At 64.1% G+C, this 16524-nt stretch carries 14 protein-coding genes; 7 read left to right on the forward strand and 7 right to left on the reverse strand.

Translation table 11 applies throughout. From position 1 onward, the window contains the following. Position 1: 1 nt before the first annotated feature. Complete coding sequence (locus FJV43_RS06000; RefSeq protein ID WP_028181563.1) at positions 2–1138, reverse strand: ABC transporter permease; 1137 nt, start codon at positions 1136–1138, stop codon at positions 2–4. Between the two features lie 175 nt (positions 1139–1313). Between FJV43_RS06000 and FJV43_RS06005 the strand changes: the two genes are divergently transcribed. Both FJV43_RS06005 and FJV43_RS06010 read left to right on the forward strand, forming a co-directional pair. Then, complete coding sequence (locus FJV43_RS06005) at positions 1314–1589, forward strand: hypothetical protein (RefSeq protein ID WP_035704954.1); 276 nt, start codon at positions 1314–1316, stop codon at positions 1587–1589. Beyond that, positions 1590–2078 carry a phage holin family protein gene (locus FJV43_RS06010; RefSeq protein ID WP_239625375.1) on the forward strand — a complete coding sequence of 163 codons (489 nt, stop codon included), beginning with the start codon at positions 1590–1592 and terminating at the stop codon, positions 2076–2078. It abuts the gene before it with no gap. A gap of 54 nt (positions 2079–2132) precedes the next feature. Here FJV43_RS06010 and FJV43_RS06015 read toward each other — a convergent pair whose 3' ends face one another. Continuing rightward, positions 2133–4826 carry a bifunctional acetate--CoA ligase family protein/GNAT family N-acetyltransferase gene (locus FJV43_RS06015; protein ID WP_239625376.1) on the reverse strand — a complete coding sequence of 898 codons (2694 nt, stop codon included), beginning with the start codon at positions 4824–4826 and terminating at the stop codon, positions 2133–2135. A gap of 64 nt (positions 4827–4890) precedes the next feature. Beyond that, a complete protein-coding gene (locus FJV43_RS06020; RefSeq protein WP_239625378.1) occupies positions 4891–5724 on the reverse strand; it encodes a universal stress protein in 834 nt (277 codons plus the stop codon). Between the two features lie 175 nt (positions 5725–5899). Between FJV43_RS06020 and FJV43_RS06025 the strand changes: the two genes are divergently transcribed. From FJV43_RS06025 to FJV43_RS06035, 3 genes are read left to right on the forward strand one after another with little or no spacing between them, the layout of a single operon-like run. After that, positions 5900–6883, forward strand: coding sequence for a zinc-dependent alcohol dehydrogenase family protein (locus FJV43_RS06025; protein WP_239625380.1), 984 nt, complete (start codon positions 5900–5902; stop codon positions 6881–6883). Between the two features lie 23 nt (positions 6884–6906). Further along, on the forward strand, positions 6907–8445 hold the full coding sequence (locus FJV43_RS06030; RefSeq protein WP_239629327.1) for a bifunctional aminoglycoside phosphotransferase/ATP-binding protein: 1539 nt from the start codon (positions 6907–6909) through the stop codon (positions 8443–8445). Between the two features lie 11 nt (positions 8446–8456). Further along, entirely contained in the window at positions 8457–9431 is a 975-nt protein-coding gene (locus tag FJV43_RS06035) for a CHAD domain-containing protein (RefSeq protein WP_239625382.1), read from the forward strand. Here FJV43_RS06035 and FJV43_RS06040 read toward each other — a convergent pair. After that, entirely contained in the window at positions 9428–11281 is a 1854-nt protein-coding gene (locus tag FJV43_RS06040; RefSeq protein WP_239625383.1) for an alpha/beta fold hydrolase, read from the reverse strand. The genes FJV43_RS06035 and FJV43_RS06040 overlap by 4 nt on opposite strands. A gap of 207 nt (positions 11282–11488) precedes the next feature. Here FJV43_RS06040 and FJV43_RS06045 point away from each other — a divergent pair, with 207 nt between their 5' ends. Continuing rightward, on the forward strand, positions 11489–12217 hold the full coding sequence (locus FJV43_RS06045; protein ID WP_239625385.1) for a CBS domain-containing protein: 729 nt from the start codon (positions 11489–11491) through the stop codon (positions 12215–12217). Positions 12218–12257: 40 nt separating this feature from the next. On the opposite strand, the gene FJV43_RS06050 is transcribed toward FJV43_RS06045, so the two are convergent. The 3 genes from FJV43_RS06050 to FJV43_RS06060 all read right to left on the reverse strand — a co-directional run bounded on the left by FJV43_RS06050 (position 12258) and on the right by FJV43_RS06060 (position 15095). After that, on the reverse strand, positions 12258–12722 hold the full coding sequence (locus tag FJV43_RS06050) for a RidA family protein (protein ID WP_239625387.1): 465 nt from the start codon (positions 12720–12722) through the stop codon (positions 12258–12260). Between the two features lie 15 nt (positions 12723–12737). Continuing rightward, positions 12738–14429 (reverse strand): benzoate-CoA ligase family protein, encoded by a 1692-nt coding sequence (locus FJV43_RS06055; protein ID WP_239625389.1) that lies wholly within the window; start codon positions 14427–14429, stop codon positions 12738–12740. Positions 14430–14576: 147 nt separating this feature from the next. Continuing rightward, on the reverse strand, positions 14577–15095 hold the full coding sequence (locus tag FJV43_RS06060; RefSeq protein ID WP_028181148.1) for a MarR family transcriptional regulator: 519 nt from the start codon (positions 15093–15095) through the stop codon (positions 14577–14579). 251 nt (positions 15096–15346) lie between these two features. Between FJV43_RS06060 and FJV43_RS06065 the strand changes: the two genes are divergently transcribed. Next, a complete protein-coding gene (locus FJV43_RS06065) occupies positions 15347–16522 on the forward strand; it encodes an ABC transporter substrate-binding protein (RefSeq protein WP_239625391.1) in 1176 nt (391 codons plus the stop codon). Positions 16523–16524 lie beyond the last annotated feature (2 nt).

Genomic DNA, 16524 nt, shown 5'->3' on the forward strand with positions numbered 1-16524 from the left:
GTCACATTCCGATCGAGGCAAAGAAGACAGCGAACAGGCCGTCGAGCACGATCACGAGGAAGATCGACTTCACGACTGACGTCGTGGTCTGCCGCCCCAGCGACTCGGCGCTGCCCTTGACGCGCAATCCCTCGCTACAGGCCACGATCCCGATCACCAGCGCCATGAATGGCGCCTTCAGGATGCCCACCTCGAAGTGGGTGACCGAAATGGCCTCATGCAGCCGCGCGATGTAGATCGCCGGTCCCATGTCGCCATAGAACTGGGCAACGAGGCCGCCGCCATAGAGCGCGGCAATGGATCCGATGAAGGTGAGGATCGGCAGAGCAATGACCAGGGCGGCAACGCGCGGCAGGATCAGGACGTCGACGGGATCGAGCCCCATGGTTGAGAGCGCGTCGATCTCCTCGCGCATCTTCATCGAGCCGAGCTCGGCGGTGTAGGCACTTCCCGACCGGCCCGCGACCATGATGGCGACGATCAGCACGCCAAGCTCACGCAGCACCAGGATGCCGACCATGTCGACCGTATACGACTCCGCGCCGAATCTGCGGAAGTGGAAAAATCCCTGCTGCGCGATGATGGCGCCGATCAGGAAAGTGATCAGCGCAACGATGGGGATTGCCTGCCACCCGATTCGGTAGAGCTGATAGACCAGTGACGTCAGCCGCAGCGATCGCGGCCGGCGCAGCACGCCGATCACGGCCATGAACAATGCGCCGAGCATCTGGAGGAAGATCGTGATGTCTTCCCGCGCCCCGACCGTGGACTTGCCGAGATCGCCCAGCCTCGCCAGAACCGGATTGGGCGCAGGCGCCGGGGCCGGCGTGTGGCGGTTGACCTGGCGCACCTCGTCCATCAGCCCACTGAAATGGTCGGCGACGCCGACGAATTCGGCCGATCTGCCTGACGATGCGGCCCTGCGCGACAGCTTTTCAAGGACCCAGGCGCCGAGCGTGTCGAGCGCGCTGATGCCTGACATGTCCAGGGTTACGACGCGCGACCGGTCGACGTCGCCTCCGACCGACCGGGACAAAGTTTCAAGCGTCACCACATTGGCGGCAGTCCAGGGCCCTTCAGGGCGCAATTTCAGCTCGTCGCCGGACGGCGTCGCGAGCAGCAACGGTTCGTGGTTCACGCTTCCACCTCATCGGGACAATCGGTCCCCATTCAGCCGGCATTTCTAGGCTAGCATGTGGCGGCCGGTTTGACCTGTCTCAAGACCCGATCACGCCCTGCCTCTTGACGCAAATCAAGCGCGATAGCACCGGCGGGCCCTAGACTTGCCTTGATTTAACGAGGATACCGGATCCATGTTCGACAGTGACAGGATGGGCGAAGAACTGCGGGCGCTGAAGGTTGACGTCACACGCCTGCTGAGCACCGCCGGCGAGGAGATGTTCGAGAGCTCGAAAGACCGCGCCGAGGCGCTCGCCGATCAGATCAGGGCCGCGCTCACCGAGCTCGGCGAGACCGTCGAACAAGAGCAGGAACAGCTCCAGGGCCTCGTTGCGGAGCGTCCGATCACATCGCTCGCCTCCGCCTTCGCGCTGGGCGTGGTTGTCGGCTTCATGTTGAGGAGACACTAGGTGAATACCGAGAACGTCGTCAAACATCTGCGCGTGCTGTGGCGTACCGACAGGATCATCGCAGACATCAGGCTGCGCCATCTGCTGATCGGCCTCGGCCTGCGCGCCTTCGCGGCGCTGATCGCCGCGTTCGGGCTCCTGATGCTGGAATTGTCCGCCTATTTCGCGCTGGTGCAGATCTGGAGCGCAATTGCCGCGGCTGCGATCCTCGGCGCCGTCAATTTCGTCATCGCGGCCGTTCTCTTCGTGATCGCCGGCCGCGCCCCCTCAGGACGTGACATCGAGCTTGCCAACGAAATTCACGGCGCCTCGATCGAAGCCCTCCAGCTCGAGGCGCGCGCGCTCCAGGCCCAGGTGACGGGCGCGGTGCATCATCCGCTCAGCACGATCGTGCCGGTGCTGCTGCCGCTGATCGCAATCATCATCAAGAACCTGCGGACGCCGGCCAAGGCGTCCGCCGAAGCAACATCGGCCGAAGCGCGCTCTTGAAGCTCCGCACCTTGTGAAGCCTCGCACCTTGCGCTGACATGCTCCAGCGCACGCTCAGAGCTTCAACTTGACGTCGCAAAGGTCAGGCTCGGCCGGATCCGGCTTGACCTCGAAGCCAAGCTGCCGGCACATGTCGAGCATCACGGTGTTCTCCTGGAGCACGTCGCCCGATATGACCTTCAGTCCTTCCGACCGCGCATAGTCGATGATCAGCTGCATGAGCGCCCAGCCGAGCCCCCTGCCCTTGAGATCGGACCGTAGCAGGATCGCGTATTCGCCGCTCTCGTAGATCGAGTCCGAATGAAGCCGGACGACGCCGACCATCTCGCCGGTGGCCTCGTCGAATGCGATGAAGGCCATCGCGCGCGCATAGTCGAGCTGGGTCAGGCGTGCGATGAATTCGTGGGTGAATTCCTTCATCGGTGCGAAGAAACGCAGACGAAGGTCATGCGGGGTGACGTGGCCCAGGAATTCGTGGATGATCGGCTCGTCCTCGGGCCGCATGGGCCGCACGAAGATGCGCCAGTCGTCTTTGAGCTTGAGGCGGCGCTCCCATTGCGACGGATAGGCGCGAACGGCGAAATTGGCCGGGCCGGAGCCGACAAACTTCCGCTGCGGCGGCCCGACCGCAACGCGGGCATCGACCGCGGTCACGCCGGTTTCGTCCGCCAGCAGCGGATTGATGTCGAATTCGCGGATCTCGGGAATGTCGGCCGCCATCTGCGCCAGCTTGACCAGCACCATGGCGACGGCGTCCGGCTTCACAGCCGGCACGTCCCGGTAAGCGCGGAGCAGCCGCGACACGCGCGTGCGCTCGATCAGGTCGCGGGCCAGCTGCAGATCGAGCGGCGGCAACGCGAGCGCCTTGTCATTGATGATCTCCACCGCCGTCCCGCCCCGGCCGAAAACAACGACCGTGCCGAAGGTCGGATCGTCGGCGAGGCCCAGGATCAGCTCGCGCGCTTTCGCCTTGACGACCATCGCCTGGACGATGACGCCGCCGATGCGCGCCTCCGGACGCAGCTTTTTCGCGCGCGCGATAATGCCCGTGGCGGCCACTCGCACTGCTTCAGGCGTGGTCAGGTTGAGAACGACGCCGCCGACGTCGGATTTGTGGACGATGTCCCGCGACATGATCTTCAGCACGACGGTGTCGCCCTGTGCGAAGATGTCGTTCGCATAGGCTACCGCCTGCTCGACATCGGTCGCCGCATAGGTCGGCACCATCGCGATGTCATAGGCTTCGAGCAGGTGCTTGATCTCGACGGGCTCGAGCCATTCACGGCCATCCGCGACCGCGGCGGTGACGATCTGCCTCGCTCCCCGGGCGTCCGGAACGAAGGTATCGGGCATCGCGGGAGGAACCTGGCTCAGCTCCTCCACCACCTCGCGGTGCCGCACCAGATACATGAAGCCGCGCACGGCGTCGTCCTCGGTCGGATAGTTCGGCACACCGGCGCTGGAGAGTGTCTGGATGATGTGCTGATCGGCTCCAACCCAGGCCGCCAATACGGGCTTCGCCCAGCTGCGGTGCTGCTCGCGATATTTTCTGACGAGCTCCGTCACGGTCGTGGCGATCTCGGCGGCGGAGGCTATCGCCGTTTGCACGTTGAGGACCAGGACTGCGTCGTTGTCACGATCGGCCAGCAGCTCCTCAAGCGCCACCGCGTAGCGCGAGGCGTCGGCATCGCCCACGATGTCGACGGGATTCGCACCGGACCAGGTCGGCGGCAGCGCTGCATCGAGCTTCTTGCGCGCTTCAGCCGAGATGGTTGCCGGAATTCCTCCGAGTTCGACCAATCGATCGATAGCAAGGACGCCGATGCCGCCACCGTTGGTCAGGATGGCGAGACGCTTTCCCGTCGGCGATTCGACACGGCCGAGCGTCTCGGCACAATCGAACAGCTCGCGCAGATCGGAGACCCGCAGGACACCCGCGCGGCGGAACGCCGCGTCGTAGACGGCGTCGGCGCCGGCGAGCGCACCGGTGTGCGTGGCAGCCGCCTTCGCGCCCTGCGCCATGCGGCCGGATTTCACCACGACGACGGGCTTCACGCGCGCGGCGGCGCGCGCCGCCGACATGAACTTGCGCGCGTCCTTGATGGCCTCGATGTAGAGCAGGATCGCGCGGGTCTTGTGATCCATCGCGAAATGGTCGAGCAGATCGGCAATATCGACGTCGATCTGATCGCCGATAGAAACGATGCCGGAGAATCCGACGCCGCGCTGCGCGGCCCAATCGACCATGCCGGCGGCAATTGCGCCCGATTGCGAGATCAGCGCGAGGTTACCCGCCCCCGGCATGTGCGCGGCGAAACTGGCATTCAGGCTGACGCCGGGCATCATGATGCCGAGGCAGTTCGGCCCGACCAGCCGCATGCCGTATTTTCGGGCAGCAGTGCTTGTGGCCTCGTGCAGCGATCCCGGTCCCTGGCCGAGCCCGGCCGAGACGATCAGCGCGCCCGCAGACCCGAGACGCCCGGCTTGGTCGACAATGCCTGGAATCTCGCCTGCGGGGGCGGTGATGACCACGAGCTCGGGCACGAAGTCCAGCCTGTCCAGGCTCTTCACCGCCGCGACGCCGCCGATCTCGGCATGGCGCGGATTGACGAGGCCAAACTGCCCCTTGAATCCGGCCTTGCGAATGTTCTCCAGGACGGCGCGTCCCACGGACCCCTGACGAGCGCTCGCCCCGACGAGCGCGACCGAGCGCGGCGACAGCAGGTTGTTCAGACGATAGGTTGACATGAAAGAAAATGCGCCGGGTCAGCGGCGGTTCCGATTGGTTGACGATCAAGACGAAAGAAGGAGCCTAGTGCGAGATCATAACCCAGCACGGTGGCTGGCCAATGACGGTCTTTGTCACACCGCCCCAGACGATCTCGTTCAGGCGCGAATGATGATAGGCGCCCATGACGATCGCATCGATGCCATGGGAATTCGCCCAGCTTCCCAGTACCTTGCCGATCGAGCTGCCGCCGCATTTCGTTGTTTCGAACGAGGCATCGACCCCATGTTCCCTCAAATGATCGACGAGAGCCGTGCCGGATTGCACGACCGGCTCGGTCTTGTCGTCCGCCACGGTCACCACGCGGACCGAGGTGGCAGCCCGAAGAATCGGCAACGCGTCGGCGACCGCACGCGCGGCGCGAGCAGAGTGATCCCAGGCAATCATGACGTTTTCGAATTCAGGCCGAAGTTCGTCCGCGAGATGTTCGGGACAGAGCAGAAGCGGCCGGCCGGATCCGAACAAGAGGGCTTCGACAATGCCCTCTGTTCGACTGTCGTGCGGTTTCACGGGAACCAGCGTGAGGTCGCTGAAGCGGGCATGCTCGGCCAGGATCGCGCCGATCTGATCCGCAGGCACCTTGCCCGATCGGCTCTGGGCGCGAATGTTGGCGCGGGAAGCTGCGCTGGTGAAGGCATTCAGGAGCCGCTGCATGTCGCCGGCTTCGGGGCCGGCGTGCTCGGAATCGCGATCGTAAGGCAGCATCACCCTCGGTCGCTCGAAGATTTCTTCCTCGAGCGCGAGCGCGGTGATCCTGGCGCCGAGATCGGCGGCAACGGCCACGCATTTCTCTATCGCGACCACAGCCGGTCCGCGCGGCTGGCCGACAAGGGGCAGAAAGACGTCCTTGATGGGCATCCGCATTCTCCTGGGCCGCCACGATAGGCCGGCGCGCGTCGAGGCGCTTGATCCTCGTCAAGCGCAAAAAGACTCTATCCGGTCACCCGGGAACAGGCGTTGACCGGCGTCAAGGACTGGTCGCTTGGTCATTCTATGAATAATTCAATCGGAGCGGTTTGCCCCGGAGAGACTCATGCGTGCGATGGTGTTGCCGGCTCCACGAGCGCGGCTCCAGATGGAGGAGCGGCCTGACCCGATTCCCGGCGAGGGTCAGCTCCGGGTGAAGATCGGCGCCTGCGGCGTATGCCGGACCGATCTTCATCTCGTCGATGCCGAGCTGCCCGATATTCGTTATCCGATCGTGCCTGGCCACGAGATCGTCGGCCGGGTCGACCTCGTTGGGCCGAATGTGACAACACATGCGCCTGGCGACCGGGTCGGCATTCCCTGGCTCGGCTTCACCTGCGGAAAATGTCGATTCTGCCGGGAGGGCATGGAAAACCTGTGTGACGCACCGCTCTTCACGGGCTATACGCGCGACGGCGGCTACGCGACCCACACCATCGCCGACGCACGCTACGCTTTTCCGCTCGGTGAGGCCGGCAGCGACGTGGAGATTGCGCCCCTGCTGTGCGCAGGGCTGATCGGCTGGCGCTCGCTGGTTCTGGCCGGCCCCGCCGACCGGCTCGGCCTCTACGGCTTTGGCGCAGCCGGCCACATCATTGCGCAGGTCGCGGTTTGGCAGGGACGATCCGTCCATGCATTCACGCGACGCGGCGACGCCGCTGCACAAGACCTTGCACGCCGTCTCGGCGCAGTCTGGGCGGGGTCATCGGACGAAGCGCCTGACGAGCCGCTCGACGCCGCCATCATCTACGCACCGGCCGGCGAGCTCGTTCCGGCCGCGTTGCGCGCCGTCCGCAAAGGCGGTCGCGTCGTATGCGCCGGCATCCACATGACCGACATTCCAAGCTTTCCCTATGACTTGCTCTGGCAGGAACGACAGTTGGTTTCGGTCGCCAATCTGACCCGGCAGGATGGCCTCGATTTTCTAAAGGTCGCCCCGCAAGCCGGCGTGCGTACCGAGACGACGGCGTTTCCGCTCGATCAGGCCAACGAGGTTCTTGGCATGTTGCGGAATGGCCAGATTCTCGGCGCAGCCGTGCTGACGCCGTGATGGTGCTTCGAATGCCCGCTCCGATCGAGGATGGAACGGCGGCCCAGGAGCGCATCTTCCAGATGCTGACCGATCATCCCGGCGTGACGCGGATCGACACGCATGGAGCCTCGGTATTCCTGGACGCAAAGCGCGCGCTGAAGATCAAGCGCGCCGTCCGGTTTCCGTTCCTTGACTATTCGACACTCGAGAAGCGCAAGGCGGCTTGCGAGGAGGAGATCAGGATCAACCGGCCGCTGGCGCCGCAGATCTATCACGGCGTCGTGGCGATCACCGAAGAGCCGGATGGATCTCTGAAAGTCGACGGCGCCGGCCGGCCGATCGAATATGCGGTCGACATGTCGCGCTTCGACGAAAACAGGACACTGGATCAGCTGGCAAAGGCCGGTCCGCTGGAGGCGAAGCTCGCCTCGGCTGCCGCTGACGCAATCGCGGCGTCGCACGCGGCGGCGACCCGCGCCGACGGAGAAGCCTGGGTCTCATCCATCCCGGCCCTGATCGACGGCAACAGTGACGGCCTGCGGGCCGGCGGACATTTCAACGCGGAGGACATCGGAAGGCTCGGCAAGGCGCCGCACGAGGCATATCTGCGTATTCGTCCCCTGCTCGCAGAGCGCGGCCGCCAGGGCTTCGTGCGCCGCTGTCATGGCGATCTGCATCTCGCAAACATCGTTCTGATCGATGATCGGCCCGTGCTGTTCGACGCCATCGAGTTCGATGCGCAGATGGCAACGGTCGACGTGCTCTACGATCTCGCGTTCACTCTCATGGACTTGTTGCAGCACGACCAACTGCGCGCGGCCAATGTCGCCCTGAACCGCTATCTTGCAGCGACGCCGGCCGACAATCTCGACGCGCTCTCGGCCCTGCCGCTGTTCATGTCGATCCGTGCGGCGATCCGCGCCCAGGTGGCCCTGGCACGGCTGAAGCGGCCGCATTCCGATCGTCCCGGCATTCTCGACCAGGCCCAGCGCTATTTTGACCTCGCCAGGATGCTGATCCGTCCTCCCGCTCCGCGCCTGATTGCGGTCGGCGGACTGTCCGGCACCGGAAAGACCGTTCTGGCGTACGCGCTCGCGCCGCTCGTCGCGCCGCAGCCGGGAGCCGTCCTGCTGCGCAGCGATCTCGTCCGCAAGCAAATGTTCGGGGTCGAGGACACGCACCGCCTGCCGCCATCCGCCTATACGCCGGAGGTCACGGCCCGCGTCTACGACACGCTGGCTCAGCGCGCCCGGCGGGTGCTGGCGCAAGGTCACTCGGCGCTCATCGACGGCGTATTCGCCCGCGAGGACGAACGCGACGCGATCGCCGCGCTGGCGCGCGAGCGCAACGTGGCGCTGAACGGTCTATTCCTGGTCGCAGACCTCGCGACCCGGCAGGCGCGGATCGGAAACCGCCGGGGAGATGCATCGGACGCCACGCAAGAGGTTGCCGCGCTGCAAGAGAACTATAAGATCGGCCATGTCGGCTGGGCGACCATCGATGCATCCGGGACAGAAGAGCAGACGCTGCAGAACTGCCGGAACGCGATCGCCAAGGGGCACACAACGCAACCTGATTGATGCAGGCAAGGATGTCGGGACCCACCACAAGCTCGAGGGCGACCACGCGTGCCAAGCCGGCGACGCGGCGCAATACCCTGCCCGGCCGCCTCAGCCCCGGCATGGCCTGCGACACGGCCTTCCGGATCATCGCCCGCCGTCACCTCGATGCCGTGATCGCTCAGCACGACGGGACCTGCCGCGGCGATCCCGAAGCTCTGCACCAGATCCGCATCGCACTGACGCATCTGCGTACTGCCATCCGCTTCTTCTCGCCGATGGTCGACGATGCCCTGCGCCCGAACGTCTGGGCCGAACTTAGATGGCTGAACGGCCAGCTCGGCATGGTGCGGGATCTCGACGTGGCGATCGAGCGGGTCGTCGCCGAGAGTGGCGACGAACTCGCCGTGATCGCCGAGCTTCAGCAGTGGGACGAGAAACGGGCCGAGAGCCACAGGCTGCTGGCGCGCGCGCTGCAATCCGCACGGTACCGCCGCCTGGTCGAGCAGACCTCGACGTGGATCGAAAGCGGCCCCTGGTCGACCCGGCGCAGCAAGGAAACCATTCGACTGCGCCGCCGCACGCTCGCCGAACACGCGATGGAGCGGCTGACCGAGTGGGAGACGAGGCTGCTCAAGAAAGCGCGAAAACTCCGCAAGCTCGACGTCGAGAAACGACACAAGCTGCGGCTTCTCAACAAGCGGCTGACCTATTCGATCGAATCGCTCCAGGACCTGTTCGCCGCGGAAACGCCGACGAAACACAAGTCCATCCTCAAGCAATTGCGCAAGGCACAAAGAGCACTCGGACAATTGAACGACGATGCACGAGGACAGACGCTGGCGGCGTCCTTGAACGGCGCCGGCCTCGGTGCCACCGATCGTTTTCTCAACCGAAAGCGGGAAAAGAAGCTGTTGCGAGCCGCGTCGGTGGCCTACCGGAAATTGGACAAGGCCAAGCCCTTCCGCTCCTCGGACCTCGCGCCGGGCTCCGAGCCGGAGGTCTAGGTGTGAACATAGTCTCCCGGCGCATCGGGCAGGCCGGGTGCGCCTCCAAGCCCGATCTGCGGCGGATCGCAGGGCGCGCCGGAGCGCGCCGCGAGCCATTTGGTCCATTCCAACCACCACGACCCTTCAACCCGCGGAGCCAGCTTCAGCCATTCATCCGCGCCGACATAGGGCGCATCAGCAGCCTTGGTCAGCACCTGATAGCTGTGGCCGGGCTCCTCCGGAGGCGCCACGACACCGGCATTGTGACCGCCGCTGGTCAACAGGAACGTCACGTCAGCATCGACCTGATAGTGGATCTTGTAGACGGATCGCCACGGCGCCACGTGATCGGCGAGCGTGCCGACCACGAACATCGGCACGTGAATATCGGAGAGCGAAATACTCCTGCCTCCGACGAGATAGCGCCCTCCCGCCAGATCGTTGTCGAGGAACAGCTTGCGCAGATACTCCGAATGCATGCGATAAGGCAGCCGCGTGGCGTCGGCGTTCCAGGCCATCAGGTCGCTCGGCGGTGCGCTCTCGCCCATCAGATAGTCATGTGACAGCCGCGACCAGATCAGTTCGTTGGAGCGCAGCAGCTGGAAGGCGCCGGCCATCTGCGTCGTGTCGAGATAGCCGCGCTGCCACATCATGTCTTCGAGAAAGGCCACCTGGCTCTCGTTGATGAAGAGCGTCAGCTCTCCGGCCTCGGTGAAGTCGGTCTGCGCGGCAAGGAAAGTGACCGAGCCGAATCGGTTGTCACCGTCGCGTTCCATCGCGGCGGCGGCGATCGACAGCAATGTGCCCCCCAGACAATAGCCGAGCGCATGGGTCTTCCGACCCGGCATGATCAGGCCGATCATGTCCAGCGCCGCCATGACGCCCAGCCTGCGATAATCGTCGAAGGCGAGATCCCGATCCCTCGCATCCGGGTTGCGCCATGAGATCGCGAACACGGTGAAACCTTGACCCGTCAGATATTTGACCAGCGAGTTCTGCGGCGAGAGATCGAGGATGTAATATTTCATGATCCAGGCCGGCACGATCAGGATCGGCTCGGGCCGCACCTGCGCGGTGGTCGGATAATACTGGATCAGCTCGATCAGCTCGTTGCGGTAGACGACCTTGCCGGGTGAAACCGCCACCGTCTTGCCGACCACGAACTGCCCGTCGTCCGCCAGTTTCGAGTTGGAGAGCAGGCGCATCAGGTCGCTGCACCAGTTCTGCCAGCCGAAGATGAAATTCTCCCCGCCGCTCTGGAACGCCTTCTCCAGCACCTTCGGGTTGGTCGCAGCGAAGTTCGACGGCGCCAGCATGTCGAGCAACTGGCGCATCGAGAACTCGACGATGGCTTCATTTGCGTGCGACACGCCGCGTACGCCCGTCGCAGCATCGCGCCACCAGCGCTCTCCGAGCAGAAACGCCTGCGCCAGCAGATTGAACGGCGGGGTCTCCCATTGCGATCCGCTGAAACGACGATCCCGCTGCTGCGGCGCGATCACGGACCACGGCTTTTGCCCGGGCGACGCCGCGTGCGCGGCAGCTTCTGCGAGCCGGCCGACATCGCGAAGGGCGTTCCGCGAAATCTCCATCTGGCGCTGCGGCGCTGCGGCCAGATGCGAGCTCCAATCGAGCCAGGCGAGCGACAGGGCAAGCGGCGAAATCCCGCCCGTGAACCGCGCCAGCATCGCGTGCAAGGCGCGGTCCAGAGGATATGGCTCTGATGCAGGCACGGAATCGGCCGCGACCGGAATGCTTTCGAGTTTTCCCGGGCTCACAGGCAAGGCTTCGGGACCAGCGGCGGGATGGGCGGGGAGAACCTGCACCGCCGGCTCTTCAGCCCGTGGAAATTTCTGCACGACGCTCATAGCTCATGTTCCTGCGGGCTTCAGCTGTACGTACGTAGAGGGTATCGCGAGGCGTCGAAGCCGTGTTGAGCTGCATCAAACCCGGGTCCGGATCACAATTTCTCAATCGGGATCGATCGTGTTTCGCCCGATTGACTTGCGTCAAACAGCACCTCGATACCCGAGCTAGGTTGCGCGCATCGAAGTTTCAACAAAGCGGAGTTATCCATGCGCGCCCACCAGATCATGACCCGGTCGGTCATCTCGGTCACCCCCGACACCAGCATCGTCGAAGCGGCAAATATCATGCTGAAGCGGCATGTCAGCGGACTCACGGTGGTCGACGAGACCGGCAAGCTGGTCGGCGTCGTGTCGGAAGGGGATTTCATCCGCCGCAGCGAGATCGGCACCGGGCGCAAGCGCGGACGCTGGCTTCGATTCATCCTCGGTCCGGGCAAATCCGCCGGTGATTTCGTCCATGAGCACGGACGCAAGGTCTCGGAAGTGATGACCGACTCGCCCGTGACGATCACGGAGGATACGGCGCTCGCGGAGATCGTCGATCTCATGGAGCGGAACAACATCAAGCGGCTGCCGGTCGTGCGTGGCGACAAGGTGGTCGGGATCGTATCCCGCGCCAATCTGCTGCAGGCGGTGGCGGGGCTCGCCCGCGAAGTGCCGGATCCCACCGCGGATGACGACCACATTCGCACCCGGATCATCGATACCATGGAGAAGAGCGACTGGTGCCCGTTCGGACTGAACGTGATCGTGCGCAACGGTATCGTTCACCTCAGCGGCGTCATCACCGAAGAGCGCGCACGGCAAGCCGCGGTCGTCGCCGCGGAGAACGTCGAGGGAGTGAAGAAGGTGCACGACCATCTGTGCTGGGTCGACACCATGTCGGGCGTCTATCTGAACTCGCCCGAGGACGATGAGCTCGCCAAAGCAAGCTAACCAAGGCGAGCTGATCAGGGAGAGCCGATCCCGGCAGAATTCAGCGAGGAATGACGGCGGTGGCTTCGATTTCGACGCGCGCCGCCTTCTCCACGAGGCGGACCACCTGAACCAGCGCCATCGCAGGATAATGGGCTCCGAAGACGTCGCGATAGACCCTGCCCAGTTCCTTCAGATTGGCCAGGTACTCGTCCATGTCGACGACGTACCAGGTCAGGCGCACGAGGTGCTCGGGCCGGGCACCGGCCTCGGCCAGGATCGCGGCGATGTTGCTCAAGGTCTGGCGTACCTGCGCGACGAAGCCTTCCGCAAGGCGCTCTTCTGTATCCCAGCCGATCACCCCGCCGGTGACGACGATGCGCCCTTCGGCAGCCATGCCGTTGGCATAGCCTTTCGGAACCGGCCAGCCTGACGGCTGGAGGATCTGCGCCCTGATGCGCGTTCCGTCCTCGGCTGCCGTCGGCAGCACCGCGAGTTGCGAGCCTTTCGGGGGCGTCACGGACAATTCTCTATCCTTCTCTCATTCCGCAGCGACGCCTGACGACGTCGCCGCGACCTGCGCCAGCTGCCGCAGGGCAAAGCGCTTCAGCTTGCCGGTTTCGGTCTTCGGCAATTGCGTCACGAACTCGATCGCGCGCGGATATTTGTACGGCGCGATCTCGCGTTTGACATGATCCTGCAGCTCCGCCACGAGCTGCGCATCCGCAGTCACGCCGGGTGCGGTGATGACATAGGCCTTCACGATCATGCCGCGCGCCTCGTCGGGGGCGCCGACCACGCCGCACTCGGCAACCGCCGGATGCGTAAGCAGCGCTGCTTCGACATCGGTCCCTGCGATGTTGTAGCCGGCCGACACGATCATGTCGTCGGAGCGCGACTGGTACCAGAAATAGCCGTCGCTATCCATCAGATAGGTGTCGCCGGTGATGTTCCAGCCGTTCTGGACGTATTTGCGCTGCCGCTCGTCGGCCAGATAACGGCAGCCGGTCGGCCCGCGCACCGCGAGACGGCCCATCGTCCCGGGCGCAACGTCGCGGCCCTCATCATCGACGATCTTGGCCTCATAGCCCGGCACGGGCTTGCCGGTGGCGCCGGGGCGGATCTCGTCCTCGGTCGCGCTGATGAAGATGTGCAGCATCTCGGTCGAACCGATGCCGTCCATCAGCTTGATCCCGGTGGCCTTGAGCCAGGCATCGAATGTCGGCTTGGGCAGTGTCTCGCCCGCGGAGACGCATTTGCGAAGCGAGGAGATGTCACGGCCCGGAAGCTTGCCGATCATGGCGCGGTACGCGGTCGGCGCGGTGAAGCAGACCGTCGTCTTGTACTGCTCGATCGCCGACAGCAGGTCGTCCGGCGTCGTCTTCTCCAGCACGACGAAGGACGCGCCGATATGCATCGGAAACAGCACGCCGCCGAAGCCGAAGGTGAACGCGAGCGGGGCCGAGCCGATGAAACGATCCTTCTGCTCGGCGCGCAGGATGTTGCGCGCGTAACCGTCGCAGACCGCGAGCATGTCGCGGTGGAAATGCATGGTGCCCTTGGGATCGCCTGTCGTGCCCGAGGTGAAAGCGATCAGGCAGATGTCGTCGGACGCGGTATCGACGGCTGTGAACTCAGAGCTGGCATCGGCGATCAGCGCCTCGAGAGAATTGTCGGTGTCATTGCCCCAATAGACGACACGCTCGAGACCGGGCGCGGCGGCCTTCGCCTTCTCCATCTCATCGGCGAGCTTTCCGTCGCACAGCGCCAGCGTGATCGCCGCTTTCTGGATCGGATAGGACAGCTCCTTGGCGCGGAGCAGCGGCATCGTCGCCACGACGATGCCCCCAGCCTTGATCACCGCGAGATAGGTCGCAACCATCATGGGGTTGTTGGCAGAGCGCAACAGCACCCGGCCGCCGGGGACGAGATTGAGCTTGCCGACCAGCACGTTGGCGATGCGATTCACCAGCGCCTGCAGCTCGCGATAGGTGTAGCTGACGGAAGGGCTGATGACGCAGGGCGCCTCGCCATGTCCCTGCTCGATCCAGCGATCCAGGAAATAGCTGACGCAGTTCAGTCGCGGGGGGTAGTGCAGCTCCGGCCGCGTGAAGATGAATTCGGGCCAGAGCTCGCGCGGCGGCAGATGTTGCCGCGCGAACATATCGACATGGGCCGTCGCGGCGTTGCCGTCACACGAACCCGACACTTGAATCTTGGCGGCGTTGGCCATCGCACGCTCCTTTCAGCATGGATTGCACCCGGCAGCACGATCTGGAAACATTTTAGGCTTAAAACAATTCGGCGCAATAGCGGATTTTGGGCACGCCGTGCTTTTTCCTGCGGCAAAAGGAATTGGTGGCCGTCCCAGCGGCGGGGCTTACGACCGGCGGCGCGCGGCCGATTTTTGCGCGGACGCCTTGGTCTTGGCCAGGAGCCGCATCAGCTCGCGCACGTCCTTCGGCGTCAGGTCGGCGAAGAGATCGGCGATCCAGGTTTCGTGTTCCGCAGCCATTCGGCGAAACTCGGCGCGCCCGAGCTTCGTGAGGCGGATCACCTGGACGCGGCGGTCCGTCTCCGAGGTCCGCCGGTCGAGATGGCCGGAGTCCACCAGCCGCTCCACGAGGCCGGTCACATTGCCGTTCGACACCATCATGCGTTTGGAGACGTCGGACAGCGTCATGCCGTCAGGCGCCTTGTCGAGCTGCGCCATCAGGTCGAAACGAGGCAGCGTGACGTCGAACCGCTGCCGCAGCCGGCCGCGCACCTCGCCTTCGATCAGCGTCGTGCAGGTCAGGAGCCGCAGCCACAGCCGAAGCTCTTCGGCGTGGTCCTCCGGCGTTTCGACGGCCTTGGTCTCGGAATCGAGCATGTTGATGCAGCCACTCACAGCCGGCATTGGCGCCGGCACGGATTCCCCAACGTTTTGAGCTTCAAATAAATCGGAGCCGGCTGCAAGTCCAAAGCTGCAACAATCGACCGCAGGACAATTTCTTTAGGCTTCAAATAATTGGCGCGCCGCTTGCATGCGGCGCTCTCCGCAGAATGCGACGCCTCGAGCTCGGCTTGCCGCGGCGACCATCATCGGCATAAGTTTGAATTTGGAGTACGTGGCTTGCAGCGCAAGCCAATCGTCACGAGGGACAGATCATGAAGACGCAAATGACCTTGGCCGCAGCCGCCGCGCTGCTCGGCACCGTGGTGACCCCTGCCCTTGCCCAGGAAAAAATCAAGCTGGGTGTGATCGTGACCCTGTCGGGACCTGCGGCCGCGCTTGGCCAACAGGTTCGGGACGGCTTCACGCTTGCCGTGAAAGATCTCGGCAGCAAGATGGGCGGCCGCGATGTCGAGGTCGTCGTCGTCGACGACGAGTTGAAACCGGATGCAGCGGTGACCAAGGTCAAGGGCCTTCTTGAGCGCGAGAAGGTCGACTTCGTGGTCGGACCGATCTTCTCCAACATCCTCCAGGCGATCCACCGGCCCATCACGGAATCGAAGACCTTCCTGATCAGCCCCAATGCCGGGCCGTCGACCTTTGCCGGCAAGGACTGCAACCCGTTCTTCTATGTGACTTCGTATCAGAACGATCAGGTGCACGAGATCCTCGGCAAGGTCGCGCAGGATCGCGGCTACAAGCGCATGTACCTGATGGTGCCGAACTATCAGGCCGGCAAGGATTCGGTGGCCGGGTTCAAGCTGGACTACAAGGGCGAGATCGTCGAGGAATCCTACATGCCGCTGAACACGCTGGACTTCCAGCCGGAGTTGTCCAAGATCTCGTCGCAGAAGCCCGATGCACTGTTCACGTTCATGCCCGGCGGCCTCGGCGTCAATCTCGTCAAGCAATACCGGCAGGCCGGCCTTGCCGACACCATTCCGGTGCTCTCGGCTTTCACGGTGGATGAATCGACCCTGCCGGCGCAGCAGGACGCAGCGGTCGGCATGTTCGGCGGCGCGAACTGGGCGCCCAATCTCGACAATCCCCAGAACAAGAAGTTCGTTGCCGCCTATGAGGCCGCTTATAACATCGTGCCCGGCACCTACGCCTTTCAGGCCTATGACGCCGCGATGCTGATCGACAGCGCGGTCAAGGCGGTGAAGGGCGATCTATCGAACAAGGACGCCGTTCGGGCGGCGCTCAAGAAGGCCGATTTCACCTCGCTGCGCGGCACCTTCAAGTTCAACACCAACGGCTATCCCATCCAGGATTTCTACCTGACCAAAGTCGCCAAGCGTCCGGACGGCAAGTTCCAGACCGAGATCGTCCAGAAGGTCTTCGAGAACTACGGCGACCGCTATGCCAAGGACTGCAAGGCGGCGAATTAAGG

This window comes from Bradyrhizobium sp. I71 (assembly GCF_022354745.1).
In the GTDB taxonomy this organism is placed as follows: domain Bacteria; phylum Pseudomonadota; class Alphaproteobacteria; order Rhizobiales; family Xanthobacteraceae; genus Bradyrhizobium; species Bradyrhizobium liaoningense.

Bases quoted from the DNA above. Each gene is read 5' to 3' on its own strand.
- FJV43_RS06005 (WP_035704954.1), top strand. From the start codon at position 1,314: ATGTTCGACAGTGACAGGATGGGCGAAGAACTGCGGGCGCTGAAGGTT.
- FJV43_RS06015 (WP_239625376.1), bottom strand. From the start codon at position 4,826: ATGTCAACCTATCGTCTGAACAACCTGCTGTCGCCGCGCTCGGTCGCG.
- FJV43_RS06020 (WP_239625378.1), bottom strand. From the start codon at position 5,724: ATGCCCATCAAGGACGTCTTTCTGCCCCTTGTCGGCCAGCCGCGCGGA.
- FJV43_RS06025 (WP_239625380.1), top strand. From the start codon at position 5,900: ATGCGTGCGATGGTGTTGCCGGCTCCACGAGCGCGGCTCCAGATGGAG.
- FJV43_RS06035 (WP_239625382.1), top strand. From the start codon at position 8,457: ATGTCGGGACCCACCACAAGCTCGAGGGCGACCACGCGTGCCAAGCCG.
- FJV43_RS06040 (WP_239625383.1), bottom strand. From the start codon at position 11,281: ATGAGCGTCGTGCAGAAATTTCCACGGGCTGAAGAGCCGGCGGTGCAG.
- FJV43_RS06045 (WP_239625385.1), top strand. From the start codon at position 11,489: ATGCGCGCCCACCAGATCATGACCCGGTCGGTCATCTCGGTCACCCCC.
- FJV43_RS06055 (WP_239625389.1), bottom strand. From the start codon at position 14,429: ATGGCCAACGCCGCCAAGATTCAAGTGTCGGGTTCGTGTGACGGCAAC.
- FJV43_RS06060 (WP_028181148.1), bottom strand. From the start codon at position 15,095: ATGCCGGCTGTGAGTGGCTGCATCAACATGCTCGATTCCGAGACCAAG.
- FJV43_RS06065 (WP_239625391.1), top strand. From the start codon at position 15,347: ATGAAGACGCAAATGACCTTGGCCGCAGCCGCCGCGCTGCTCGGCACC.